The organism is Cellulomonas sp. SLBN-39, from assembly GCF_006715865.1.
In the GTDB taxonomy this organism is placed as follows: domain Bacteria; phylum Actinomycetota; class Actinomycetes; order Actinomycetales; family Cellulomonadaceae; genus Cellulomonas.
Genome location: NZ_VFOA01000001.1, coordinates 3,351,129 through 3,375,340, shown reverse-complemented (window position 1 = coordinate 3,375,340; position 24,212 = coordinate 3,351,129). Strand labels below are relative to the sequence as shown.

Below are 24,212 nucleotides of genomic sequence, written 5' to 3'. Positions count from 1 at the left end.
GAGCCTAGGCCCGGGCGGGCTCCGGCGCACCGGTCGGCACGTCGGCGCCGAGGGTGTCGACCTGGTACCCGTGGGCCTCGGCGACCGCGGCGCTGAGCAGGCGCCCGGCGTGCGTCGTGAGCCCGCCGGCGAGGGCTGCGTCACGGGCCGTCGCGGCCTCCCAGCCGTGGTTCGCCAGCGCGGCGAGGTACGGCAGGGTGACGTTGGTCAGCGCGCGCGTGGACGTCACGGGGACGGCGCCGGGCATGTTGGCGACGCAGTAGAAGACCGAGTCGTGCACCCGGTAGGTCGGGTCGTCGTGGGTCGTGGCGCGGGTGTCCTCGAAGCAGCCACCCTGGTCGACCGCGACGTCGACGAGCACCGAGCCCGGGCGCATGGCGGCGACGAGCTCGTTGCTGACGAGCCGCGGCGCGCGGGCGCCGGGCAGGAGGACGGCACCGACGACGAGGTCGGCGGTGCGCAGCTCGTCCTCGACGGCCCACGCGGACGACGCCAGCGTGCGCACGTGCCCGCCGAACGCCACGTCGAGCTCGCGCAGGCGCGGCACGGACAGGTCGAGGATCGTCACGTCGGCGCGCATGCCGAGCGCGATCTCGGCGGCGTGGGTGCCCACGACGCCGCCGCCGAGCACGACGACCTTGGCGGCGTCGACCCCGGGCACGCCCCCCAGCAGGACGCCGCGGCCGCCCTCGTTGCGCATGAGGTGGTACGCGCCCACCTGGGTGGCCAGGCGCCCGGCGACCTCGCTCATGGGGGCGAGCAGCGGCAGCGACCCGTCGGGCAGCTGCACGGTCTCGTAGGCGATCGACGTGGTGCCCGCGGCGAGCAGCGCGTCGGTGCCGGCCTGGTCGGCGGCCAGGTGCAGGTAGGTGAACAGCACGAGGTCCTCGCGCAGGTGGTGGTACTCCGACGCGACGGGCTCCTTGACCTTGCAGACCAGCTCGGCGGCCCACGCGTCGGCGGCGGTGGGCACGACGGTGGCGCCGGCGGCGGTGTAGGCCTCGTCGGTGATGGCGGAGCCGGTGCCGGCCCCGGTCTCGACGAGGACCTCGTGGCCGGAGCGGACGAGCTGGTGGACGCCGGCCGGGGTGATGGCGACGCGGTACTCGCGGTTCTTGACCTCGCGGGGGACGCCGACGCGCATGGCGGGCTCCTTCGGGTGCGTGTGGTGGCTGTGGGGTCTGCGGTGCCACCACGGGTGTGGTGGTCGTGGTGCTGGTGGCGCTCGTGGGGGCCGCGGGGGTGCACGACCGCCCTCACCCGAAAGCGTGTGACGCCGGTCACCAGTGTGAAGTTCGTGTGTTGCGAGCGGGTTGCGACTGATGTTCCTTCGTTACGGTGGCCTCATGTCCGCACAGACGTCGGCCGGAGCGGGGTCGGCCAGCGCCGGTCGCCGAACGGCGTTCGGCGCGCAGCCCGTCGCCGCCGCGGGTGTCCCCCTCGACGACGTCGACCGCGCGATCCTGCGTGCCCTCGAGGCCGACGGGCGCATGTCGAACAAGGACCTGGCCGACCGGGTGGGCGTCGCCGCGTCCACCTGCCACGCCCGGGTCGCGGCGCTGCGTGCCCGCGGGGTGCTGCGCGGGTTCCACGCCGACGTGTCCCCCGAGGCGCTCGGACGCGGGCTGCAGGCGATCATCGCGGTGCGGCTGCAGGCCGCCGCGCGGGCCCGCCTGGGTGCGTTCGCCCGCGGGCTGGCCGAGCGGCCCGAGGTGCGCGACGTGTACCTGCTCGGCGGCGCCGAGGACGTGCTCGTGCACGTGGCCGTGCAGGACTCCCCCGCGCTGCGCGCCTTCGTCGTGGAGCACCTGAGCACGCGGCACGAGGTCGCCCACACGCAGACCTCCCTCGTCTTCGAGCACCTGCACGCCCCGACGGCGACCCGGTGACGGACCCCGTCCGGTGACCGGCGTCCACCGCAAGGCGCGCCCCGGCGCACCGGCCGGGTTCTTCCGCTGCGAGGCGGCCGGCCTGCGGTGGCTGCGCGTGCCCGGCGGCGTCCCGGTGGTCGAGGTCCTCGACGTCGGCGACGACCACCTCGACCTGGTCCGGCTCGACGAGGTCGCGCCGACCCCGTGGGCGGCGGCCGAGCTGGGCGCCCGCCTCGCCGTGACGCACGACGCCGGCGCCGAGGCGTTCGGGGCCCCGCCCGCGGGGTGGGCCGGCCACGGCTGGTTCGGCCCCCTGTCCGACCCGCTGCCGATGGCGGCGGCGCAGGAGTCGTCGTGGGGCCGGTTCCTGGCCGACCACCGGCTCACCCCGGTCCTCGCCCGCCTGCGCGACGACCTCGACGCGGACGACCTGCAGGCGGCCGAGGTGCTGCTCGACCGCCTGCGTGCCGGGACGTGGGACGACGAGGACCCGCCGGCGCGCGTGCACGGCGACCTGTGGCAGGGCAACGTCCTGTGGACGGAGTCCGGGGCGACGCTGATCGACCCCGCGGCCCACGGCGGACACCGCGAGACCGACCTGGCCATGCTGGCGCTGTTCGGGCTGCCGCACCTCGACGTCGTGCTGGACGCGTACACGGCCACCCACCCGCTGCCCGCGGGCTGGCAGGACCGGGTCGGGCTGCACCAGCTGTACCCGGTCGCGGTGCACGCGGCGCTCTTCGGCGGCGGCTACCTCGGCCGGACCCGCGACCTGCTGCACACGTGGGCGGGGGCGTGACGGGCCGTGCACGTCGTGAAGGCCCCGTGCGCACGCCGGGCGGAGAACGTAGGTGTCGCTCATACGTGCCCGCGCACGGTCGATCCTGAGGGTGCGGCACACCCCCGGCCGCACCTCCCGACCGTCAGGAGCCCGCTCGTGACCCTCCCGGTGCCCGTCGTGCTGGTGCACGGCACCCGCACGTCGTCCGCGATCTGGCACGCGCAGGTCGCCGCCCTGGAGGCCGCCGGGCACCCGACCACCACGATCGACCTGCCGGGGCACGGCGCCCGCACGGGCGAGCGCTTCACCTGGGAGGGCGCGATGGCCGCGATCGACGCCGCCGTCGACGCGCACGAGGCACCCCCGCTGCTCGTCGGCCTGTCGCTCGGCGGGTACCTGTCGCTCGCGTACGCGGCGCGGCACGGCCACCGCCTCGCGGGCGTGATGCTGGCCGGCTGCTCCACGGAGGTCCGCGGCAAGCCCGTCGGGCTGTACCGCGACGCCGCCCACCACGTGACCCGCACGCTCGGCCTCGGCCAGGGCACCTGGCACGTGGTCACCGACATGCTCACCGCGATCGCCGGCTACTCCCCCCTGACCGACGTGCGCCGCCTGCGGGTGCCGCTGTGGGTGGTCAACGGCCGGCGCGACCCGCTGCGCCTGGACGAGCGCCGGTTCCTGCGCGCCGCCCCGACGGCGCGTCTCACCGTCGTCCCCGGCGCCGGTCACGACGTGAACAGCCACGCGCCCACGGCGTTCAACCGCGTGCTCGTCGAGGCGCTGCGCGAGCTCACGCACGGCGTTCACCCCGCCCGGGCGCCCCGCGCGGTCCGCCGCGCCCGCGTCCTGACGCCGGCCGCCCTGCTCCCCGCGGGCCGGCTGCCCGCCCCGCGCCTGCCCCGGGCCCCGCTGCCCGCCTGACCGGCGTCCGGCAGCGGCCCGCCCACGCCGCCACGGGCGGATCCGCCGACGGCAGCGCGCCCTGGCGCCCTCCCCGGTCGGGAGGGTCGGCTGGGGTCATGACGCACGAGACCCCGCCCCTGCGCACGACCGACGACGAGCTCACGGCCCGGCTGCTGTTCCGCCGGGTGCTGGTGCTCGGCACCGCCCTGGAGGAGACCAACGGCACCCGGCTGTGCTCGCAGCTGCTGCTCCTGTCCGCCGAGGACCCCCGCACCGACATCAGCCTGTGGATCCACTCCCCCGGCGGATCCATCCACGCGATGCTCGCGATCCGCGACCTCATGACGGCCATCCCCAACGACGTGCGGACCGTCGCGCTCGGCATGGCCGCGAGCGCCGGCCAGTTCCTGCTCTCGGCCGGCACCCCGGGCAAGCGGTACGCGCTGCCGCACGCCCGGGTGCTCATGCACCAGGGGTCGGCGGGCATCGGCGGGTCGGCCGTCGACGTCGAGCTGCAGGCCGACGACCTGCGCCACACGCGGGACACGGTGCTGGGCCTGATCGCCCGGGACACCGGGCAGACCCCGGAGCGGGTGCACGAGGACTCGCTGCGGGACCGCTGGTACACCGCGGACGAGGCGCTGGCGTACGGGTTCGTGGACCACGTCGTCGACGACGTGTCGGCGCTGCTCCCGCCGGTGGCTGGCACGGCCGGGCTGGGGGTGCGGTGATGAGCCGGTACACGATCCCGTACGTCGTGGAGCGGCGGGCCGGGTCCGAGCGCACGGTCGACGTGTTCAGCCGGCTGCTGTCCGAGCGCATCGTGTACCTGGGCACCGAGATCGACGACGGTGTCGCGAACGTGCTGGTCGCCCAGCTGCTGCACCTGGAGTCCGAGGACCCGGACAAGCCGATCCAGCTGTACGTGAACTCTCCGGGCGGGTCGACGTCGGCGATGCTCGTCGTGTACGACGCGATGCAGTACGTGCGCCCGCCGGTCGCCACGACGTGCGTGGGCCAGGCGGCGTCGACGGCGGCCGTGCTGCTGGCGGGCGGGACCGCGGGGCAGCGGGCGATCCTCGCGCACGGCCGGGTGGTGCTGCACCAGCCGACGACGCGCGGCCAGGGGCCCATCCCGGACCTCATCCTGGCCGCGGACGAGCTGGTGCGGGTGCGCGCGCAGCTGGAGGAGGTGCTGGCCCACCACACGGGCAAGGACCTGGCGACGCTGCGCCGCGACACCGACCGCGACCTGGTGCTGACGGCCGAGCAGGCCGTGGCGTACGGGATCGCCGACCACGTGGTGGCGGCGCGCGTCTGACGACCCGTCGTGGGGTCCGGCCGGTGCCGGTCCCCACGGCCGGGCCGACGCGTCAGGCGGCGAGGGCCACGACGTCCGGCCCCCAGGCGGACGCCCCGACAGGCCCGGCACCCACGACGGACGACGACCCGCGCTGCGACGTGAGGTGCAGCACACGGACGGGTGCGCGGCGCTGCTCCAGCTCGCTGCCCAGCGCCAGCGCCAGGTCGGCGAGCGTCACGCCCAGCGCCCCGGTCAGCGCTGCGAGCACCTCCGACGACGGCTCCTTCAGCCCGCGCTCGACCTCCGAGAGGTACTGCGGCGAGAGCCGGGCCCGCTCCGCGACATCGGCCAGCCGCAGCCCCTGCTCCTCGCGCGCACGCCGCAGCAGCCTGCCGATCGTGCGGCGCCAGGCGCTCGTCGGGCGGGCGGGCGGCGCGGCGGGAGAGGTCATGCCCCGACGGTAGGACGGGGCCTGCCGTGGCGTCCGCACGATCTGCTCAGGGCAGAACGCGACCACCGCGACCGGCGGCGCCCGAGGGACCCGCCGCAGGCCATGCCCCCTCCCGCGCAGGGGCCCGATGCGAGGACCACGCCCGCGCCGTGGTAAGTTCTCTGCCGCGCCAAGGGGCCCTCCGGGGTCGCCGAGGTACCACCCCGTCCGGGTGGCGGAATGGCAGACGCGCTAGCTTGAGGTGCTAGTGCCCGAAAGGGCGTGGGGGTTCAAGTCCCCCTCCGGACACTCGTTGAGACAGCGACGACGAAGGCCCTCGACCTCGGTCGGGGGCCTTCGTCGTGCGTCCGACGCGGCACCGGTTTGCCGCACGTCACCCGGGAGCACGACCCTGACATGGTGAGCACGCCGAGCACCCACCCGCCCGACAGCTCCGAGGCGTTCGAACGCCTGCTCGAGGACCGCGGCCGTGCCCTCGACGCGGCGGGCGACACCGACGGCGCGGGCGGGCTCTCCTCTGTCCGGGGGCTCATCTGGTACGCGAAGGGGCACGAGGGTGTCATCTCGGCGACGCGCGCCTATACGTTCGCGTCGCACCGCGCAGAGGCCTACGAGCAAGAGGCGGACCTCTACGCCCACGCAGGCGACGTCGCGCGGGAACAGGTGGCGCGCCGCGCGGCGGCCGCCATCCGAGACGTCATGGCCGAAGGTCTGGGCGGCTAACGTCGCCGTCGGAGCCGACGCCGTGACCGGTGCGGGCGCGGTCGGCCGGCGCCGCGCCCTCGAGGACCTGCCGGAGGCGGGCCAGGTCGGCGGTGACCAGGGCCTCGTCGCGGTCGAGGTCGGCGTCGGACATCCCCGGTGCGGGTCGCAGGGTGAAGACGACCTCGCAGCCGTCGCCGTCGGCGATCACGCGCAGCGGCACGTGCACGACCTCGCCCGACGGGGTCAGCACCTCGTGGTCGAGCACCCCGAACGGGTTGGGTGGGGCGAACCGCACGCGCGCACGACCCTGCGGGGTCTCGACATACCAGTCGTCGCCGTCGTGCACGACCGACGTGCCCAGCCCGGGCGCCCAGCGGGGCAGGTTGGCCGGGTCCGCCACGAACGCGTAGATGTCGGCGACGGGACGCGCGATGACGATGCTCAGGTGCCGCGAGCGAGGACTCATCCCGCGATGCTGCCACCGGAGGCCCCCACGCACCGGGGCAAGGGGTGCGTGCGGGCACGTCGATCGACCGGCGCCGGCGATCGCCGACCTCTCACGCCCGTGCGTGCTCGGGCACGTCGAGCCGACTGACGACCCGGATGACGACGACGGCGACGGGGATCCCGCAGAGCCCCGCGATCTTGTAGGCGTCCACCGACAGGCTGCCCGCCGAGAACGTCCATGCCGCCGCGGCAGACACGAGCACGCCAGCGACGGCGGTGCCGAGCTGCGCCTTGCCGGACTCGAGGACGTCCTTGAGCGTGAAGAGCGCGACCGCGTCCGACTCCGGCGCCAGCTCGTACCAGAGGAGCTGCATGCTCAGGCCGTAGCCGATGCCGAGCGCGGCGCCGACGAGGGTGAGGGAGACGAACACCACCTGCGTGGTCGCCGAGGCGCCCTGCCCCGGGTCGGCAGGGAGCAGCAGCCACAGCACCTTGACGACGCACGCCGCGGAGAGCGAGAGCGCGACCGTGCGTCGAACCCCGTGGCGCGCGAGGAACCGACCCCACAGGGGTCCGAGGACGACACCGCAGAGCGAGCGCGCGCCGATGGAGAACGCGACCAGCGCCGCGGGCATCCCGAGCACGACGACGGCGTACCCCGTGAGCAGCGGGGTCGCCAGGAGCACGTCGATCACGTAGACCAGGAGTAGTCGACGCATCGGCACGCTTGCCCGAACCGACTCGACCCCCGCCCGTGCCCGCCTGTAGCCCGCAGCCACGGACGTGAGCACACCGGGACGGTTCTCGTCCGCACGGCGGGAGACGACCGGTTCGGGCAGCAGGCGGCACGCGCCGATCGAGAGGATCACGAAGACCGCGAGCAGCCCGAGGAAGGCCTGGTACTCCACGACGGAGGCGGTTGCCCCCGCGAGCAGTGCGAACACGGCGAGCATGGCGACGTTGAATCCCTGGGCCGTGGACTGAGCCGTGGCGAGGTACCGCGGCCGCCCCGGCCGGGGTACCACCTGCTGCATCCACGGGTGCCAGGCGAGCCCCCACGACGCCGAGACCACCACCTCGATGAGCACGACGATCACGACGAAAGCCACCGTCGGGTCCGGCGCCCGGGAGACGAGCGCGAGCATGACCATGAGCACCAGCAGCGCGCTGCAGCCCACGACCGTCGTGCGCCGGAAGCCGGCGCGCTCGACGATCGCGACGGCGCCGAACTGCACGGGGATGCTGAGCAGCATCAGCCCGTAGGTGAGGCCGAGTGGTCGTACCGAATATTCTGCATATCGGAGCCCTCCGCGAGAGACCTGTTCGCGTCGGAGTCGGCGCGGCTGCTCGCCGAGCTCGAGGACGGTGGCGGGGTGTGGGCGGCCTCGACCGAGTCGAGGAGGGTCTGCGCCCTGTTCAGCACGCAGACCCTCACCGGCGGCTCGGCGTGCGCGGCGCCCCTCGACCTGGAGCACGGCGAGACGGTGTCCGCCGCGGGAAGCGGAAGCCCGTCTGTCAGGCTGCTCCTGACCCCTCGGGGCACCGGCGCCCCGACGACGACTTCCGCGAGGTCAGCCCTGGCGCGCGGGTCGACGCGAGCGCCCTCGCGGACTGAGCGCACCCTCACCCGGACGGGCGGCGGGCGCACTCCTAAACCATTCGGGCCCCGTCGGGGGGTTGTCAGATCGGAAATCGCTCTCCTACGGTCGAGAAACCGGTTCCTCAGCGTCGACGGACCGCCGGTCCGCCACGCCGCCGGTGCGTGCACGGCACGCACGACCGCTCCCCTCGCGGCCGTCCGCCGTGCGCGTCACGACCCGCTTTCAACGACGAACGTGAGGCGACGATGAGACGACCACTCGCACTGCGGCTGCTGGCCACGGGAGCCACGATGGCCGTGGCAGCCACGATCGGCGTGAACGCCCTGGCCGTCCCCGAGGCGCAGGCCGCCACAGGGACCGCCACGGGCTTCGCGTCCCAGAACGGCGGCACGACCGGCGGCGCGGGCGGCGCGACCGTGCGCGCCACCACGGGCACGCAGATCCACGAGGCGCTGTGCGGCCGCGCCAGCGCCAGCACCCCGATCACCATCGAGGTGGTCGGGACGATCACGCCCGCCAACACGGCCAAGGTCACCGGCTCGTGCAACACCGCGGCCGGGGTCATCGAGCTCAAGCAGATCAGCAACGTCACCATCGTCGGCGTGGGCTCGGGCGCGGTGTTCAACGAGATCGGCATCCACATCCGCGAGGCGCGGAACATCATCATCCAGAACGTCACGGTGAAGAACGTCAAGAAGTCGGGCTCCCCCACGTCCAACGGCGGGGACGCCATCGGCATGGAGACCGACGTCCGCAACGTCTGGGTCGACCACGTCACGCTCGAGGCGTCGGGCGGCGAGTCCGAGGGCTTCGACGGCCTGTTCGACATGAAGGACAACACGCAGTACGTGACGCTGTCCTACTCGATCCTGCGCAACTCGGGCCGTGGCGGCCTCGTCGGGTCCTCCGAGAGCGACCGCTCCAACGGGTTCATCACCTACCACAACAACAAGTACGAGAACATCGACTCCCGCGCACCGCTGCTGCGCGGCGGCGTCGCGCACATGTACAACAACCACTACTACTCGCTGAACGAGTCGGGCATCAACTCCCGCGCCGGGGCCAAGGCACGCGTCGACAACAACTACTTCGAGGACTCCAAGGACGTGCTCGGCACGTTCTACACCTCGGAGGCCGGCACCTGGCAGGTCAACGGGAACATCTTCGACAACGTGACGTGGTCGAGCCGCAGCGGGGACAACAACCCCGCGGGCCCGAACCCCGTCTCCACGACGACGGTGAGCATCCCGTACTCGTTCCGCCTCGACGCCGCCAGCTGCGTCCCGGACATCGTCCGGCAGACCGCCGGGGCGAACACGGGCCTGCGGGTCTCGAACGGGAGCTGCACGCCGACGACACCGTCGCCGACGACCTCCCCCACGAGCACGCCGACGCCGTCGCCGACATCGGGCACGCCCACCCCGACGCCGACCACCCCGCCGGCCACCGGCACCAACCTGAGCCTCGGCGCGGGCGCCGACGGGTCGTCCAAGGGCTCGGGCACCAGCTACGGGGCCGTGGTCGACGGCTCCACCAGCACGTACTGGTCGCCCAACGGGTCGACCGGGCGGGTCTCGGTCAAGTGGGACTCGGCCAAGACGGTGTCGCGGGTGGTCGTGAAGCAGGCGTCGGGCGGCGGGTCGATCACCGCGTGGCGCGTGGTGAACAACGACACCGGTGCCGTGCTGGCGTCGGGCAGCGGCTCGCCGTCGACGATCACGTTCGGCGCGACGTCGCTGACCAAGGTGAACTTCGAGATCACCGGCGCCAGCGGCACGCCGCGGATCGCGGAGCTGGAGACGTACGCCGGGTGACCGGCCGGGCGTGACGGTGCGGGTGGGGCCCTCGGCGGTCCCGCCCGCACCGTCGTGCGCGGGCACGCCCGGCGGGTGCACGGTGCGGTGGGCGGGCGCACCTACGCTGTGCGGCGATGATCTCTCGCACTGAAGGGGCGTACCTGGGCGCGGTCCGGGCGTTCCAGAACCCGATGCTGGACCTGCTGCACAAGCGGTACGCGCCGCTGGTCGTGTCGCTGCTGTCCGTGGTGTTCACCGCCGAGCGCCCGACGGTGCCGGTGGCGGACGCGCACACCGAGATCGGCGACGCCCTGCACCAGCTGCGCGCCGCCGGGTACGAGGACAAGGTGCCGGTCGGGTCGGCGCGGGACCTGTGCCGGCAGTGGGCCGACGCGGGGTGGCTGGTGCGGCAGGTGCTCGACGGCGACGTCGAGGTGTACCGGCTGTCGGCGCACGCCGTCGGGGCGCTGGAGGTCGCCGGGCGTGCGGGTGGCGCGCGGGCGCGGGTGTCGCAGTCGCGGGTCCGCACCCTCCTGGACGCGCTCGACCGGCTCGCGCAGGACGCGGACCCGGACGTCATGGTGCGGGTCGCGCGCCTGGACGCGGAGATCCGCCGCCTGCAGGCCGAGGTCGCGCGCCTGGAGCGCACGGGCGCGGTCGACCCGGTCGACGACGAGCAGCTGCTCGAGGAGGCCGAGAACGTCCTGCACCTGGTGCGCGAGCTGCCCGCGGACTTCGCCCGGGTCGCGGAGTCCATCAAGGCGATGCAGCGCGACGTGGTCACGGCGCTGCGGCAGGACGAGCGCCCCACGGGGGCGGTGCTGCGCGAGTACCTCGAGCGCGGCGAGCACGTCATGGAGTCCACCTCCGAGGGGCGGGCGTTCGCCGGTGCGCTGCGGCTGCTGGGTGACCCGCAGCGCCTGGACGAGCTGTCCGCGCAGCTCGACGTGGTGCTCCGGCACCGGTTCACGCGGCGGCTGGCGGCCGCGCAGCGCACCGAGCTGCGCGAGATCGGCCGGCGCATCGAGCAGGGCCTGGAGCAGGTGTTCACCGCCCAGCGCGAGGCGTCGTACGTGATCACCGCCCAGGTGCGCAACCACGACCCGCTGCGCGACCGGCAGGTCGACGACCTGCTGCGCGACGTCATGACGGGCCTGGCCGGGTGGGTGCCGGACGCCCGCCGCGGCGAGCCCGTGGACCCGCTGCGGCGGCTGCCGGTGGCGGACGTCGAGCACCTGCGCCAGACGCCCGGCGACCTGCGCCCCCCGCAGGGGCCGGCGCCGTTGGCGTCGTGGGACGACGACGAGGACGTGGCGCAGGACGAGGCGCGCGCGTGGGGCGGACCGCACTACGCCGACCTGGGCACGCACCTGGCAGGCTTCGCCGACGGGGCCGCGACGGTCGACGTCGCGGCGGCCTTCACGGCGGCCCCGCCGGCGCTGCGGCGGCCGGTGGACCTGCTGGGGCTGCTGGAGATCGCCCACCAGCTCGGCATGGAGGAGACCGGCGAGCTCGCGTACGTCGAGGCGGTGCGCCCCGACGGGACGCGTCGCCGGTTCGCGTTCGGCGGGGTCACGGCACGGACGAAGGACGAGGACGATGAGTGAGACCAGCGTGACGGCGGACGACGTCACGGACGCCGCTCCTGACGAGCACGCGGCGCAGGGCGACCCGGGCTTCATCGCGCCCGTGCCGATGGAGGAGGACCCCACCGAGCTGTTCGCAGGCGACAGCGGCACCCTCGACGCCGACGTGCGGCGGGTCCTCGTGCGGCTGCTGCAGCGCCGCTTCCTGCTCGCCGACCGCAACCGGGCGCAGTGGCGCACGCTCCTGGAGAACCAGCAGGTCATCGAGTCCCGCCTGCACGACCTGTTCGTGCACCTCGTCGTCGACCACGACCGCGGCGTGGCGTACAAGAAGCAGGTCCGCTCCGCCGAGCTCGACGTGCCCGTGCTGCTGCGCGACGACGCGTACTCCCGGGCCGAGACGCTCGTGCTCGTGCACCTGCGCACGGTGTACCAGCGCGAGCGCGGCGCCGGCGAGACGTCGGTGCGCGTCGACGTCGAGGAGCTCGAGCAGACGGCCCTGACGTACTTCGACCCCGACGACACCAACGTCGCCGCCCACCAGCGCGAGATCCGCAACGCCGTGGCCCGCCTGGCCAAGGAGGGCCTGGTCGAGGAGGAGTCCGAGGGGCGCTACCGCGTCACCGCGCTCGTCGAGGTCGTCCTCAGCAACGAACGGCTCGTCGAGCTGCGCGACTGGCTGCGCACCCGCGTGGACGGGCCCGCCGGCGGCTCCCCCGGCGCTGACGACCCCGCCGACGACGCCGCCGACTCTGCCGACGGCGAGGAGGCCGACCGATGACGATGCTCGACTCCCTGTTCGGGCTGATCCCCGCCGCGTCGACCGGGCAGCAGTGGGTCGCGCGCGACCTGCAGCTGGTCAACTGGGGTGGGTACGACGGGCACCACCGTGTGCGCCTGGCCTCGACCGCGACCCTGCTCTCGGGCGGGTCCGGGTCCGGCAAGTCGACGCTCATGGACGCGTACATCGCGCTGCTCATGCCGCACACCACGCCGTTCAACGGCGCGTCCAACGGCGGTGTCGTCGGGCGCCCGCGCGGCAAGGACCAGCGCAACATCCTGTCGTACGCCCGCGGCAAGGTCGACGAGTCCCGCACCGAGGACGGCACCCGGCAGCGGGTCCTGCGCGGCGACGGGCACGACACGTGGTCGGCGATCGCGATGACGTGGGCCGACCAGTCCGGCACGCAGCTGACCGCGGTCCGCGCCTGGTACGTGCCGTCCGCGGCCCGCACGCTGGAGGACGTCGTCGCGGTCCGCGCCACCGTCGACGGACCGTTCGACGCCCGCGACCTCGAGGGCCCCGCGGCGCAGCGCCTGGCCCGGCACGCCGTCACCGAGGCGGGCCTGACCTGCTACGACACCGACCGCGAGTTCACCGCGCGCCTGCACTCGACCCTCGGGATCGGCGCAGCCGGTGACGGCAGCAAGGCCGTCGGCCTGCTCGGGCGCATCCAGGCCGGGCAGCAGATCACCACCGTCGACGCCCTGTACAAGGCGATGGTGCTGGAGGACCCCGACACGTTCGCGACCGCGGACGCCGTCGTCGAGCAGTTCGACAAGCTCACCGGCACGCGCGACCAGATGATCACCGCACGCCAGCAGGTCAAGGCGCTGGAGCCGATCCGCGAGCACCGGGCCGCCCTGGAGGCCGCCCGCGAGCGCGTCGGCGTCATCGAGGCCGTCGGGTCGTTCGACGACGGGACGTCGCCCGCCGCGCTGTGGCGGCACGGGCGGCGCCTGGGGCTGCTGCGGGCGGTCGAGGCGGACCTGCACGTCCGGCACCAGCAGGCGGGGCACACGTCGCGCGAGACGGCGGCGCGGGTCGCCGCGGCGCGGGCGGAGCTCGACGGGGTCAAGGAGACGCTGTGGGCGTCGGGCGGGGACCGCCTGGCCACGGCCCAGCGGGAGCTGACGGCGGTGCGCGCCCGGCAGGACGAGGTCGTGCGCGCCCGGGGCCGGCTGGACGAGGTGCTGGCCGTGCTGGACGCGGCGGTCGACGACGAGGCGGGGCTGGCGGCGCTGGCTGACCAGTCCCGTGCGGCGCTCGCGGACCCGGGTGCCAAGGAGCGGGCGTTCGCGGGGCTGTTCGACGCGATGTCGCTGAGCAAGGAGGCGAAGGCCGACCTGGCGGCGCTGGAGGTCGAGCGGGCGGCGGTCCTGCGGCGGCACGACAACATCCCGGGCGACCTGCACGCGGCGCGCGCGGCGCTGGCGCAGGCGGCGGGCCTGACGCCCGAGGACCTGCCGTTCGTGGCCGAGCTGGTCGAGGTGCGCACGGAGCACGAGCCGTGGCGGGACGCGTTCAACCTGGCCCTGGGTGGGTTCGCGACGCTGCTGCTCATCGACGCGGCGCACGTGCGGGCGTTCCGGGCGGCGATCGACGCGGTGCCCACGGCGCGGCGCATCCGGTTCCAGGGTGTGCCCACGGGGCTGCGGGACGACGTGGGTGTGGACGCGCACACCCTGCCCGGGCGGCTGGACTACCGGCAGGGCCCGTTCACGGGGTGGCTGCGCTCGGAGCTGGCGGAGCGGTTCGCGTACGTGTGCGTGGACACCCCGGGCGAGCTGGCCCAGCACGCGAAGGCGCTGACGCGGTCGGGGCAGGTGTCGGAGGGCAACCGGGGCGCGCACGGCGGGCAGGGCCGGGCCAACGTGCTGGGCTTCACCAACGCCCGGCGGCTGGCGCACCTCGACGAGCAGGTCGCGCGGGCGCAGCGGCGGGCGGCGCAGGCCGAGGAGCAGGTCGAGGCGGCCCGGGCCGCGCACGACCGGTACGAGGTCGTGCGCCGGGCGCGCGAGGCGCTGGTCGCCACGTCGTGGGACCAGGTCGACGTGGTCGGCGTCGGGGCCGAGCGGGCGCGCTGGGAGCAGGTCGTGCAGGACGTCACGGCGGGCAACCCGGAGGTGACGCACCTGCAGGAGCGGGCGGCGGAGCTGGAGGTGACGATCCAGACCCTCACGGAGGACCTGGGCCGCACCAAGGGCCTGGCGCAGAGCCTCGGCGACGAGTGGTCGGCCACGACGGACGCCGTCGACACGGCGCAGCGGGCCCTGGACGACGCGCAGGACGCGGGCACGGCGCTGGCACCGGACCAGCAGGCGTACCTGGACACGCTGCTCGCCGGCACGGACGGCGCGGGGACCGACGACGCGGGCACGGGCGCACCCGCCGGGGACCCGGTCGAGGCGCTGGCGGCGTTCGACGCGGTCGTCGCCCGCGCGGGCGACCTGCTGCGCGCCGACCGGCAGGCCGCCCAGCAGACGGTGGCCGCGGCGCGCGACGCGCTGCGCCGCACGTTCGAGACGTTCGTCGAGCGCTGGCCCGACCCGAACCTGGGCACCGACCCCGACGCCTCGTACCCGGACTTCGTGCGGATCCTCACCGAGCTGGAGGTCAGCGGCCTGCACGAGCTGGAGGCGGAGTGGCGCAAGAGCCTGCTGCGCCTGTCGGGCAACGACCTGACCGACCTGCACAACGCGCTGGCCCGGTCGGTCCGGGAGATCAAGGAGCGCATCCGCCCGGTGAACGACATCCTCGCGGACCTGCCGTTCTCCGACGACGACCACCGGTTGCGCATCGACGCCCGGGACACCCAGTCCGCGGTCGTCGCCCGGTTCCGCAAGGAGCTGCGGGACCTGCGCGAGGTGCTGTCCACGCAGGCCACGGACGCCGAGCGCGAGCGCCGCTACCTGCGCATGGCCAAGGTCGTCGACAGGATCCGCCGCTCCTCCCCCGACTACGCGGACCTGGTGGACGTGCGCCGGCACGTGCGCCTGTCGGCGGAGAAGGTCGACCTGGACGGCAACCACGTGGCCCTGTACGACCACATCGGCGAGAAGTCCGGCGGGGAGTCCCAGGAGCTCGTCGCGTTCATCGTCGGCGCGGCGCTGCGGTACCAGCTCGGCGACGCCGGTGCGGCCCGCCCCCGGTACGCGCCGGTGTTCCTCGACGAGGCGCTCATCAAGGCCGACGCGCGGTTCACCGGCCGCGCCGTCGGTGCGTGGCGGGGCCTGGGCTTCCAGCTCGTCATCGGCGCGCCGAACGACAAGTTCAGCGCCCTCGAGCCGCACGTGGACCTGAAGTACGTGGTGCTCAAGGACGCGTCGGGCCGCTCCCGCACCAAGCCCGTCGCGGGCCTGCCGGGCACGGAGCCACCCGCCTGACCGCGCATCTCGGGCGCGGCGAGCACCGCGTGCTGCGATGATCGACGCGTGCTCCTGCTCGCCGGGTTCCTCGTCGTCGCCACCGCGGGTGGGCTGGCCGCGCTGCACGGCCGCCGGGCCGGCGCGGCCGCTCTCATGGTCGGAGCGCTCGTCGTGGCGGTGGCCGGCGTGGTGCTCGGCCGCGACGCGGTCGGCGACCTGATGCTGGGCGTGCTCCTGGGCCTGCCGGTCCTGGCCGGCGGCGTCCGCTCGCACGACCGACGGTCGGCTGCGCCGACGCCCGATCACCGTCACCACGCCTCGGGCGACGCGTAGAAGGTGGAGACCGCAGATGACGAGTCGACCGACGGCAGAGGCACGCAGGACCCGGTGCGGCGCCGCGGTCAGCACCGGGGGCGGTGGCGCGGTGCTCGTCCTGGCCCTCGTCGCCGGGTGCAGCAGCGCCGCCGTGGAGGTGACGACGGCGTCGAACGGTGATGTGACGGCCCTGGTCCGGACGACGAATCTCAGCAGCGGTGACGCGGGCTTCGAGGGCCTGCTGGCCGTGTCGGACGCCGGGTGTCTCGGCATCACGCCCGTCGACGGCGACGGCAGCGTCGCGCCCGTGGTCTGGCCCACGGGGACCCGGGTCACCGACGACGGCGCCCTGCGCACACCCGACGGCTCCGTCGTCGCGGTCGGCGAGATGCTCGCCGGCGGCGGGGACGTCGTCGACGACCTGCGCGGGACCTACGGCGACGCGGTCGCGGGCTGCGCGGACGACGGCCAGGAGGGTGCGCTCCTCGGCGAGGTGGCCCCCGGCGACCTCGCCGATCTGGGCACGGGGCTGACCGGCCGCCGAGGCGAGCCACCGCAGGGGCATGCCAGCGACGTCCGTCCGGCGCGCCCGCGGGCCTCTGTCAGGGGAACGTGAGGTGCTCGGGCGGCACGGCGTCGACGAGCCACACCCCGTTGCCCGTGACGAAGAACTCGTGGCCGGCTGCGGCCGTCGCGGCCGCAGCGACCTCCAGGACGACGAACCGGCCACGGCGCGCGCCGACCCGCGCCGCCGTCTCCGGGTCCGGCGACAGGTGCACGTGGTGCCGCACACCCCGGACGAGCCCCCGCTCACGGATCGCCGCGAGGTTGGCGACCGGCGTGCCGTGGAACAGCACCGTGGGCGGCGCCTGCGGCTGCAGCCCGAGGTCGACGGGGACGCTGTGACCCTGCCGGGCCCGGATCCGGTCCCCGACCACCTCGAACCGCTGCTTGTCGCTGCCGGTGACGACCTCCTCGAGCTCGGTGCGCGTGAGCGCCAGGCCGTGCTCGGCCAGCGCCGCCAGCAGCTCGGGGACGTCCACCCACCCGGCGTGGTCGAGCGTCACGCCGACCGACCCGGGCGCGTGCCGCAGCACCTGCGTCAGCTGTCGGGAGGTGCGCACCGCGTCCACACCGGCATCCTGCACCACGCGCGCGCCGTCGTCGGCCGCTTCCGTCACCCCGTCGCGGTGGCGGTGCCACCGGGGCGCCGCCGGCCCGTCGCCGACCGGGGCGGGGTGCGGCGCATGTGGTCCCGCGCGCGTCCCAGGATGTCGGCGAGCGTCGCGACGTCGTCGCGCGACAGGGGTGCGAGCAGCAGGTCGTCGACGACGCCCACGTGCCCGGGCAGGACCTCGCCGAGCAGCGCCCGGCCCGCGTCGGTGAGGGTCACCGTGATGCTGCGCTCGTCGTCGAGCGCCCGCGCCCGGACCACGAGGCCGCGCTTCTCCAGGGTCTGCGCCTGGTAGGTCAGGCCGCTGCGGCTGTAGACGACACCATCGGCGAGGTCGGTCATGCGACGGCTCCCCCCGGGCGCGTCGCCGAGCGTGGCGAGGAGCTGGAACTGCACGTAGCTGAGGTCTCCGACGTCCTGGAGCTGCTGCTCGACGGCGTGCCTGAGGAGGCTGCTGGCCTCGATGAGGGCGAAGTACGCGCCGAGCTGCGTCGCGTCGAGGGTGGGCGGGTCGGAGGCCATGACCCGATCCTACGATGCTTCGAACCCGGACTATTTGCTTCTGATTCGAAGTAGTACTACCGTCATCGTCAGTTGCTTCGAACCCGAAGCACATGACGGACGGAGATCGACATGAAGGCAGTGCGCTTCCACCGGACGGGCGGCCCCGAGGTCCTGCGCTACGAGGACGTCCCCCTGCCCCTGCCGGGTGCCGGCGAGGTCCGGGTACGGGTCGCCGGCTCGGCGTTCAACCCCGCCGACGGCGGCATGCGCGGCGGGTTCCTCCCGATCCCGGTGACGCTCCCCCACGTCCCCGGCTACGACGTGTCGGGCACGGTCGACGCCCTCGGCAACGGGGTCGAGGGGCTCGCGGTCGGCGACGCCGTCGTCGGGTTCCTCCCGATGACCGCCGACGGCGCCGCCGCCGAGCACGTCGTGGCCCCGGCAGACGCGCTGGTGACCGCCCCCACCCGGATCCCGCTCGCCGACGCCGCGGGGCTGCCCTCGGTGGCCCTGACCGCCTGGCAGGCGCTGTTCGAGGCCGGGCAGCTCGAGGCGGGCCAGCGCGTGCTGGTCAACGGCGCGGGCGGCCCGGTCGGCGGGTACGTCGTGCAGCTGGCCAAGCGGGCCGGTGCGCACGTGGTGGCCACCGCCAGCCCGCGCAGCGCGCCGCTCGTGCGCGCGGCGGGTGCGGACGAGATCGTCGACCACACCACCACGTCCCTGCTCGACGCGGTGACCGAGCCGGTCGACCTCCTGCTCAACCTGGCCCCGGTCACCGCGGAGGGGTTCGCCGCGCTCGCCGGCCGGGTGCGTGACGGCGGCACCGTCGTCTCCACCACACCGAGGGTGGAGACTCCCTCCGACGACGCGCGGGGGGTCCGGGGGGTCACGGTCTTCGTCCACCCCGACGCCGACGTCCTGGCGCGGCTCGTCTCCCTCGTGGACTCCGGCGACCTGCACGTGGAGATCGCCGGCCGCTGGCCGCTCGCGGACCTGCGCTCGCTCCACGAGCGGGCGGAGGCCGGGCAGGTGCACGGCAAGGTCGTGGTCGTGCCGTCCGCGGCGTGAGCGGTCGGCCCGCACCGTCCACCGGCGCCGCCGGCGCCCGGGTCGCGCGCGACGTCGCGCGACCCGGGCGCCCGCTGCTCGTCGCTCCCGTCAGCCCGGCTCGACAGGGAGCCAGAGCTCGACCGTCGCGCTGCTGAGGTCGTCGGTGCGGTCGAGCACGGCGACGATCTCGGGCCCGGGCCGCAGGCGCCACGGGTTCGAGGGGAACCACTCGGTCGCGGTCGCGGCCCAGAGCGTCTGCAGGGCGTCCGGGTACGGGCCGGACACCTGGAACACGGCCCACGTCCCGGCGGCGACGTCGATGATGTGGAGATCCTCGGGGACGGTGGCCGCGTCCGGCACCGCGACGCCGTGCAGGTACGTCAGCACGGTGCCCTCGCGGCGGTCCGGGTCGAGGTCGTCGCTGACGGCGAGCAGACCGTGCGGCTCGGTGCCCGAGAGGTCCTTGAGCCGCTGGTGCTGCTCGGGGGCGAGGCTCGCGACGTGCTGCTGCACGGCGGGGTTGACGCCCTCGTGCACGAGCGGGACGCGTGCGGCGTGCCCGACGAGGCGGAACGCGGGGCGGGTGGTGAGGCGGACGTCCATGGGGACCGCTCCTTCGACGGTGAGGCGGAACCGCAGCTGCGGCTGGGCGCGGAGGGGGCCGCCGTCGCGCCGGGCCTGCCCGGGGCTGACGCCGTGCACGGAACGGAACGCGCGGCCGAACGCCTCGGCCGACCCGTACCCGTGGCGCACCGCGATCCCGAGCAGGTCCCCGTCACCGGCGACGACGTCCGCCGCCGCGACGGTCATGCGCCGGCGGCGCACGTACTCCGACAGCGGCATGCCCGCCAGCGACGAGAACATCCGTCGCAGGTGGTACTCGCTGGTGCCGAGCGCGGCCGCGAGCCGGGTGACGTCGAGCTCGTCGTCCAGGTGCTCCTCGACGACGTCGACGAGGCGGTTGAGCCAGGTGATCACGGTGCCCCCCTCCGCGGACCACCCTGCCGCCCGGGCCGCCCGCCGCACCCGATCATCCTTGCCCGGTCCGGTCGGCCCCGGGCGTGCGGAGGGGCCCGGACCTCCGGGTGGTCCACCCGACGACCGCGGCGGCGACGAGGAGCCCGGCGCCGGGCAGGAGGTTCACGACGGAGCCCTGGGCCTGGGCCCGGTTGGCCAGCTCGCCGCCGAGATCGGCGTGCAGGGTCGTCGCCAGCAGGAGGGCCGTCATGTTGTACACCGCGTGCAGGACGACGGCGGTCTCCAGCCCGCCGGTGCGCCACGTGACGTACGCCGTCGTGGAGAACAGGACGAGGTACGACGTGAGCAGGTAGGGGTCGAGCGTCCCGTGGACGAGCGAGAACACGGTCGTCGTGACGACGATGCCGAGGACCGCACCGGAGCGGGCACCCCGGGTCCAGCTGCCGACGACGCGGAGCATCAGGCCGCGCAGCCCGTACTCCTCCCCGGCAGCGGCGAGCGGGGTGAGGACCACGCCGACGACGAGCAGGGCGACCAGGTCGGCCCTCGTCCACGGGAAGGTCGCGCCCGGGACGAGGAGCCCGACGACCGCGACGAGGACGACCAGCGGCGGCCCGAAGGCGAGCAGCGAGCGCCCGAGGACGGCGAACCGGAAGCGCCCGGCGACGGAGTGCAACGAGCCCGCCGGGAGCCCGTAGAGCAGACGCTGCAGCAGCATGCTGTAGGGGACGAGCAGGGCCAGCGCGAGCGCGCCGGCGGCGTGCTGCAGCGGTGTGAAGCCCGTGCGGCCCAGCTGCGCGTCGATGTGCGCGGCCGCGGCGAGGAACGCCTGCGCGATCCCGACCAGCCCGGCGAAGAGCAGCACGACGGCGACGGCACCGCGCAGGATGCGGCGCTTCTCCCCCGCGTACACGCGGTGGTACTCGACGCCCGGGGGCACCCGGCCGGCGAGCACGGGCGCCTCGTCCCGCACGAGCCAGCCCTCGGTCCCGGTGGCAGTGGTGGTGGTCATGACGTCCTCTCGTGGTGGTCAGCTGGCCAGGTCGTCGAGCCAGCCCGCGCGCAGGCGCAGCGCACGCTCCGTGCTGCCCAGGACGGCCGCGACCCCGACCGCGACGTTCGCGGCGGTCGGGAGCCGCACCGGGGACTCGAACGTGCCGAGCGCGTCGGCGACGGGCGGGATCTGCGAGATCGTCTCGACGAGCTGCGGGACGGCCACGCCGAGCCCGACGAGCACGAGCAGCGTCGCGACCGCGCCCACGAGGCGGCTGAGCCCGGGCCGGGTGCGGTGCAGCGCCGCGCGCCGACCCTCGGCGGACGCGGGGTGCGGCGTCAGCTGGCGGGCAGGGCCGTCCGCAGGCACGTGGTGGCAGCGCCGCAGGCCGAAGCCGCCGACGGCGACCTCGACGTGCCCGCCCGGCACCGGGAACCGGGCGGGCACGGTGGAGTGCGCGGTCAGCACGCCGTCGGCGTAGAGCCGGGCGCGCACGGCGCCGTCGTCACGGTCGCCCAGGTGCCGCACATCCACGGCGTAGACGACCACGCCGCCGTCCGGGGTCCGCAGGGGCAGGGTGAGCAGGGACCGGCTCAGCAGCTGCCACCAGCGGAAGCGGGGCAGCGGCCGGCCGTCGCCGGGCTTCACGCGCCGTGCGGCGAGGCCGTCGCGCCAGCGTCGTCGTCCCATCGGGCACCCCTCACGTCGTCGACCGTTCTAGCACGCTGTACTAGTCGATCAGCGAGGCTAGCACGCCGTGATAGAACATCCGGGTGAAGGAGGGACGATGACCGGACGACCGGCCGGGCCCGGCACGCGCGAGAAGATCCTGGTGGCGGCGGCCACGATGCTCGGCGAGAACCCCACCGCCCGCCTCAGCGTGCGTGCCGTCGCCGCACGCGCCGGCGTGAGCACCGGTTCCTTGCGCCACTTCTTCCCGACGCAGCGCGAGCTCCTGGAGACCGTCGTCGCCGCGATCTACGACGTCGAGATCCCCGACGACCCGATCCACGACACCGCGCGCCCACCCGCCGACCGGCTCCTGGACTGCCTGCGGCAGATGCTCGCCCAGGTCGGCACCGGGGAACGCGCCCGGGAGTTCTGGCGCACGACCGTCCGGTCGTACGTCGCCACCGCCCCGACCGACGACGAGGCCGCCGCCTACCTCGCGCTCGAACGGTGGGGGCTCCACCTCGTCGAACGGTGGCTGACCGTCCTCGTCGACGAAGGGGCGATCCCGCCGGGCGACGTCCCGCGGCAGGCGAGGTTCCTGTCCACCGTCCTCAACGGCGTCGTCGTCGAACGGGCCCTGCCCGGGGCCGCCCAACGGCTCGAGCACGAGACCGGCACCCTCCGTCTCGCCGTCGAGGCCGTCGTCCCTCCGGCCGACGCGCAGCGCCCCGGCGCCTGACCACGGCACCGGCGCCGCCGGGCACGTCGGGCCCGCGTTTCGCGCGCCCGCAGGACGCGCGAGAGGCATGCTGGTCACCTGGGCTTTCACACGTGACGGGAGACGTGCATGACCGACGAGGCACCGGCACCCCGGCCACGGGCGTCGGCGGTGAGCACAGCCGGTCGCCGCGTCGCCGGCGGGCGGCGCAACCCCTCGGTCACCGGGGTCGACGAGACCGCACCCCGCTGGCTGCGCCAGGCCGCCGGGGTCTCCTGGCGGCTGCTCGTCCTCGTCGCCGCCATCAGCCTCGTGTTCGTCGCCACCGCCCGCGTCCAGCTCGTGTTCGTCGCGGTGTTCCTCGCGTTCGTCATCGCCGCCGTGCTGCGCCCCCTCGTCGAGCTCATGGCCAAGGTCATGCCCCGCCCGCTCGCCACCGCGCTGTCCCTGCTCGTCGCCGTGCTGTTCGTCGCCGGGATGTTCACCTACGTCGGCTACTCGATCGCCAACCAGTGGAACGACCTGAGCGAGCAGTTCGAGACCGGCATCCGGCAGATCACCGACTACCTCGAGAGCGGCTCCCTGCCGTTCGTCATCACCAGCGAGCAGATCGCGCAGTGGCTCGACATGGCCCTGACGTGGATCCAGGAGCACGCCGGCGACCTCGCCGGGCAGGCCGCCGCCAGCGCCGGCTCCGTCGTCGTCGCGTTCACCGCGATCGCGCTCGCCGTGTTCTGCTCGATCTTCTTCCTCGCCCGCGGCGCGCAGATGTGGACGTGGTTCCTCAACCAGCTGCCCGCACGGACCCGCAGCACCTGGGTCGTCGTCGGCGAGGCCGGCTGGTACACGTTCTCCGGCTACACCCGCGGCACCGTGATCATCGCGATCATCGACGGGCTCCTCGCGTTCGTCGTCCTGTCGGTCGTCGGCGTCCCGCTGGCCGCACCCCTGTCGGTGCTGGTGTTCATCGGCGCCTTCATCCCCCTGATCGGGGCGCCCGCGTCGATGATCATCGCCATGATCGTCGCGCTCGCGGCGAACGGGTTCTGGAGCGCGGTGATCGTGGGCATCGCCATCGCCCTCATCGGCCAGCTCGAGGGGCACGTGCTCCAGCCGCTCATCATGGGCAAGCAGGTGTCCCTGCACCCGGTGGTCGTCGCGCTCGCGGTCACCACCGGCACGCTCGTCGCCGGGATCCTCGGCGCCGTCATCGCCGTGCCGCTGGTCTCGGTGGCCTGGACGGTGTTCTCCCGGCTGCGCACCCTCGACCCGCCGATGACCGACGAGGAGGACCCGGCCGTCGACGACGAGCAGCCGGACACCCCGACGACCGTCACCGACGCCCCCTGACCTCCCGCCCCGACCCGCCTGGAGACCTCCGCATGACGCAGCGCACGACGACCGCCCCCGCGGTCGCCGAGGTCGGGGTGCTGGTCACCGCCGTCGTCGGCGCCCTCGTCTCCCTGGTCAGGCCGTGGGGAGGGGCGCTCGTGCTGGCCGCCCTGCTCGCCGCGCTGTGGATGCTCGGCGGCGCACCTCGGCAGCGCCGTCTGCTCCGGGCCGCCGTCGTGGTGTGCGCCCTCTCCCTGGCGCTCATGACCGTGGTCACGGTGGCCATCTGGAGTGTCGGGACGTAGCCGTCGTCCCGGCTGTCGGGGACGCACCCAGGACTTCAGGGGCGGCCGACGAGGAAGACGTCGGCGGTGTCGCACGCGTCGGGGACCTCGGGGACCACCGAGGTCGGTGAGTCCGCGGGCACGTCCACCCCGCCGCCGCCGACCTCGACGTCGGAGCCGATCACCAGCGTGGTGGTCGCCCAGGGCTGCAGGGGCGCACCGTCGGGGACCGTGACCGCGGTCTCGTCGTGGTCGAGCGTCGTCCCCGCCGGCCACACCAGCAGGGTGTGCTGCTCGTCTGCGTCGAGGTAGAGGCAGCCGTCCTCGCCACGGGTGAGGGTCCCGACGGCCCGCGCCTCCATGGCGCCGTCGCTCGGTGCCGCGAGGAGCAGGTAGGTCCCGTCGGCCTCGACGACGGCCGGGGCGCCGTCGCCCGAGCACGCGGCGAGCAGGGCGACAGGCAGGGCAAGAGCGGCGGTCCGTGCCGCGCGGAGCAGGTCGCTCATCGTCCCCCCGGGTGGTCCCCGCCGTCGGTGGCGTGAGGGGACGCTACCGGGCCGGAGCCGGTGGCGGTGCGGGTTCCGGCGGTGCACGTGGG

General features: G+C 74.6%; 26 protein-coding genes and 1 tRNA gene. 17 read left to right on the top strand and 10 right to left on the bottom strand.

The features are described from left to right. Nucleotides 1–4 precede the first annotated feature (4 nt). On the bottom strand, nucleotides 5–1,144 hold the full coding sequence (gene ald, locus FBY24_RS15410; RefSeq protein WP_142161925.1) for an alanine dehydrogenase: 1,140 nt from the start codon (nucleotides 1,142–1,144) through the stop codon (nucleotides 5–7). 202 nt (nucleotides 1,145–1,346) lie between these two features. Between ald and FBY24_RS15405 the strand changes: the two genes are divergently transcribed. From FBY24_RS15405 to FBY24_RS15385, 5 genes are all read left to right on the top strand, one after another. Next, nucleotides 1,347–1,889: an Lrp/AsnC family transcriptional regulator gene (locus FBY24_RS15405; protein ID WP_142161923.1), complete on the top strand. Its 543-nt coding sequence runs from the start codon at nucleotides 1,347–1,349 to the stop codon at nucleotides 1,887–1,889. Between the two features lie 13 nt (nucleotides 1,890–1,902). Next, nucleotides 1,903–2,670 (top strand): fructosamine kinase family protein, encoded by a 768-nt coding sequence (locus tag FBY24_RS15400; protein WP_142161921.1) that lies wholly within the window; start codon nucleotides 1,903–1,905, stop codon nucleotides 2,668–2,670. 138 nt (nucleotides 2,671–2,808) lie between these two features. After that, nucleotides 2,809–3,573, top strand: a complete 765-nt coding sequence (locus tag FBY24_RS15395; RefSeq protein ID WP_255432430.1) for an alpha/beta fold hydrolase — start codon at nucleotides 2,809–2,811, stop codon at nucleotides 3,571–3,573. 98 nt (nucleotides 3,574–3,671) lie between these two features. After that, on the top strand, nucleotides 3,672–4,286 hold the full coding sequence (locus FBY24_RS15390) for a ClpP family protease (RefSeq protein ID WP_142161919.1): 615 nt from the start codon (nucleotides 3,672–3,674) through the stop codon (nucleotides 4,284–4,286). After that, on the top strand, nucleotides 4,286–4,876 hold the full coding sequence (locus FBY24_RS15385) for a ClpP family protease (protein WP_142161917.1): 591 nt from the start codon (nucleotides 4,286–4,288) through the stop codon (nucleotides 4,874–4,876). The genes FBY24_RS15390 and FBY24_RS15385 overlap by 1 nt, the downstream gene beginning before the upstream one ends. Nucleotides 4,877–4,928: 52 nt before the next feature. Here the strand turns inward: FBY24_RS15385 and FBY24_RS15380 are convergent, their stop codons facing one another. After that, nucleotides 4,929–5,309 (bottom strand): helix-turn-helix domain-containing protein, encoded by a 381-nt coding sequence (locus FBY24_RS15380; RefSeq protein WP_142161915.1) that lies wholly within the window; start codon nucleotides 5,307–5,309, stop codon nucleotides 4,929–4,931. 205 nt (nucleotides 5,310–5,514) lie between these two features. Here FBY24_RS15380 and FBY24_RS15375 point away from each other — a divergent pair. Together FBY24_RS15375 and FBY24_RS15370 are read left to right on the top strand one after the other, a co-directional pair. Continuing rightward, nucleotides 5,515–5,597: transfer RNA gene (locus tag FBY24_RS15375), tRNA-Leu, on the top strand. 111 nt (nucleotides 5,598–5,708) lie between these two features. After that, a complete protein-coding gene (locus FBY24_RS15370) occupies nucleotides 5,709–6,032 on the top strand; it encodes a hypothetical protein (protein ID WP_142161913.1) in 324 nt (107 codons plus the stop codon). On the opposite strand, the gene FBY24_RS15365 is transcribed toward FBY24_RS15370, so the two are convergent. Next, nucleotides 6,007–6,480 carry an SRPBCC family protein gene (locus FBY24_RS15365; RefSeq protein WP_142161912.1) on the bottom strand — a complete coding sequence of 158 codons (474 nt, stop codon included), beginning with the start codon at nucleotides 6,478–6,480 and terminating at the stop codon, nucleotides 6,007–6,009. The genes FBY24_RS15370 and FBY24_RS15365 overlap by 26 nt on opposite strands. 91 nt (nucleotides 6,481–6,571) lie before the next feature. Then, a complete protein-coding gene (locus FBY24_RS15360; RefSeq protein WP_142161910.1) occupies nucleotides 6,572–7,714 on the bottom strand; it encodes an MFS transporter in 1,143 nt (380 codons plus the stop codon). A gap of 593 nt (nucleotides 7,715–8,307) precedes the next feature. Between FBY24_RS15360 and FBY24_RS15355 the strand changes: the two genes are divergently transcribed. From FBY24_RS15355 to FBY24_RS15330, 6 genes are all read left to right on the top strand, one after another. Continuing rightward, the gene (locus tag FBY24_RS15355; RefSeq protein WP_142161908.1) at nucleotides 8,308–9,876 is read left to right on the top strand and encodes a polysaccharide lyase family 1 protein; all 1,569 of its coding nucleotides are present in this window, start codon (nucleotides 8,308–8,310) and stop codon (nucleotides 9,874–9,876) included. Between the two features lie 116 nt (nucleotides 9,877–9,992). After that, a complete protein-coding gene (locus FBY24_RS15350) occupies nucleotides 9,993–11,465 on the top strand; it encodes a DUF3375 domain-containing protein (RefSeq protein ID WP_142161906.1) in 1,473 nt (490 codons plus the stop codon). Next, nucleotides 11,458–12,225, top strand: a complete 768-nt coding sequence (locus FBY24_RS15345) for a DUF4194 domain-containing protein (RefSeq protein ID WP_370510998.1) — start codon at nucleotides 11,458–11,460, stop codon at nucleotides 12,223–12,225. The genes FBY24_RS15350 and FBY24_RS15345 overlap by 8 nt, the downstream gene beginning before the upstream one ends. Continuing rightward, the gene (locus FBY24_RS15340; RefSeq protein ID WP_142161904.1) at nucleotides 12,222–15,611 is read left to right on the top strand and encodes an ATP-binding protein; all 3,390 of its coding nucleotides are present in this window, start codon (nucleotides 12,222–12,224) and stop codon (nucleotides 15,609–15,611) included. Before FBY24_RS15345 ends, FBY24_RS15340 begins: the two co-directional genes overlap by 4 nt. Before the next feature lie 48 nt (nucleotides 15,612–15,659). Further along, nucleotides 15,660–15,926, top strand: coding sequence for a hypothetical protein (locus tag FBY24_RS15335; protein ID WP_142161902.1), 267 nt, complete (start codon nucleotides 15,660–15,662; stop codon nucleotides 15,924–15,926). A 91-nt stretch (nucleotides 15,927–16,017) separates the two neighbouring features. Continuing rightward, nucleotides 16,018–16,524, top strand: a complete 507-nt coding sequence (locus tag FBY24_RS15330) for a hypothetical protein (RefSeq protein ID WP_142161900.1) — start codon at nucleotides 16,018–16,020, stop codon at nucleotides 16,522–16,524. Here FBY24_RS15330 and FBY24_RS15325 read toward each other — a convergent pair. Further along, nucleotides 16,511–17,041, bottom strand: coding sequence for an RNA 2'-phosphotransferase (locus tag FBY24_RS15325; RefSeq protein ID WP_255432429.1), 531 nt, complete (start codon nucleotides 17,039–17,041; stop codon nucleotides 16,511–16,513). The genes FBY24_RS15330 and FBY24_RS15325 overlap by 14 nt on opposite strands. A gap of 44 nt (nucleotides 17,042–17,085) precedes the next feature. Further along, complete coding sequence (locus tag FBY24_RS15320) at nucleotides 17,086–17,604, bottom strand: MarR family winged helix-turn-helix transcriptional regulator (protein ID WP_142161898.1); 519 nt, start codon at nucleotides 17,602–17,604, stop codon at nucleotides 17,086–17,088. 111 nt (nucleotides 17,605–17,715) lie between these two features. Here FBY24_RS15320 and FBY24_RS15315 point away from each other — a divergent pair, with 111 nt between their 5' ends. After that, nucleotides 17,716–18,654: an NADP-dependent oxidoreductase gene (locus tag FBY24_RS15315; protein ID WP_174243503.1), complete on the top strand. Its 939-nt coding sequence runs from the start codon at nucleotides 17,716–17,718 to the stop codon at nucleotides 18,652–18,654. A gap of 90 nt (nucleotides 18,655–18,744) precedes the next feature. On the opposite strand, the gene FBY24_RS15310 is transcribed toward FBY24_RS15315, so the two are convergent. Genes FBY24_RS15310 through FBY24_RS15300 form a run of 3 tightly spaced genes read right to left on the bottom strand, consistent with a single transcriptional unit; the run spans nucleotide 18,745 to nucleotide 21,298 of the window. Further along, nucleotides 18,745–19,614: an AraC family transcriptional regulator gene (locus FBY24_RS15310; RefSeq protein ID WP_142161894.1), complete on the bottom strand. Its 870-nt coding sequence runs from the start codon at nucleotides 19,612–19,614 to the stop codon at nucleotides 18,745–18,747. A 52-nt stretch (nucleotides 19,615–19,666) separates the two neighbouring features. Then, a complete protein-coding gene (locus tag FBY24_RS15305; protein WP_142161892.1) occupies nucleotides 19,667–20,626 on the bottom strand; it encodes a CPBP family intramembrane glutamic endopeptidase in 960 nt (319 codons plus the stop codon). An 18-nt stretch (nucleotides 20,627–20,644) separates the two neighbouring features. Beyond that, nucleotides 20,645–21,298: a hypothetical protein gene (locus FBY24_RS15300; RefSeq protein ID WP_142161890.1), complete on the bottom strand. Its 654-nt coding sequence runs from the start codon at nucleotides 21,296–21,298 to the stop codon at nucleotides 20,645–20,647. Nucleotides 21,299–21,395: 97 nt separating this feature from the next. On the opposite strand from FBY24_RS15300, the gene FBY24_RS15295 reads away from it, so the two are divergent. The 3 genes from FBY24_RS15295 to FBY24_RS15285 all read left to right on the top strand — a co-directional run bounded on the left by FBY24_RS15295 (nucleotide 21,396) and on the right by FBY24_RS15285 (nucleotide 23,635). Then, complete coding sequence (locus FBY24_RS15295; RefSeq protein ID WP_142161888.1) at nucleotides 21,396–22,019, top strand: TetR/AcrR family transcriptional regulator; 624 nt, start codon at nucleotides 21,396–21,398, stop codon at nucleotides 22,017–22,019. A 108-nt stretch (nucleotides 22,020–22,127) separates the two neighbouring features. Continuing rightward, the gene (locus FBY24_RS15290; protein WP_142161886.1) at nucleotides 22,128–23,348 is read left to right on the top strand and encodes an AI-2E family transporter; all 1,221 of its coding nucleotides are present in this window, start codon (nucleotides 22,128–22,130) and stop codon (nucleotides 23,346–23,348) included. A 32-nt stretch (nucleotides 23,349–23,380) separates the two neighbouring features. After that, entirely contained in the window at nucleotides 23,381–23,635 is a 255-nt protein-coding gene (locus tag FBY24_RS15285) for a hypothetical protein (RefSeq protein WP_142161884.1), read from the top strand. A gap of 35 nt (nucleotides 23,636–23,670) precedes the next feature. Here FBY24_RS15285 and FBY24_RS15280 read toward each other — a convergent pair whose 3' ends face one another. Continuing rightward, the gene (locus FBY24_RS15280) at nucleotides 23,671–24,120 is read right to left on the bottom strand and encodes a hypothetical protein (RefSeq protein ID WP_142161882.1); all 450 of its coding nucleotides are present in this window, start codon (nucleotides 24,118–24,120) and stop codon (nucleotides 23,671–23,673) included. Nucleotides 24,121–24,212: the final 92 nt, after the last annotated feature.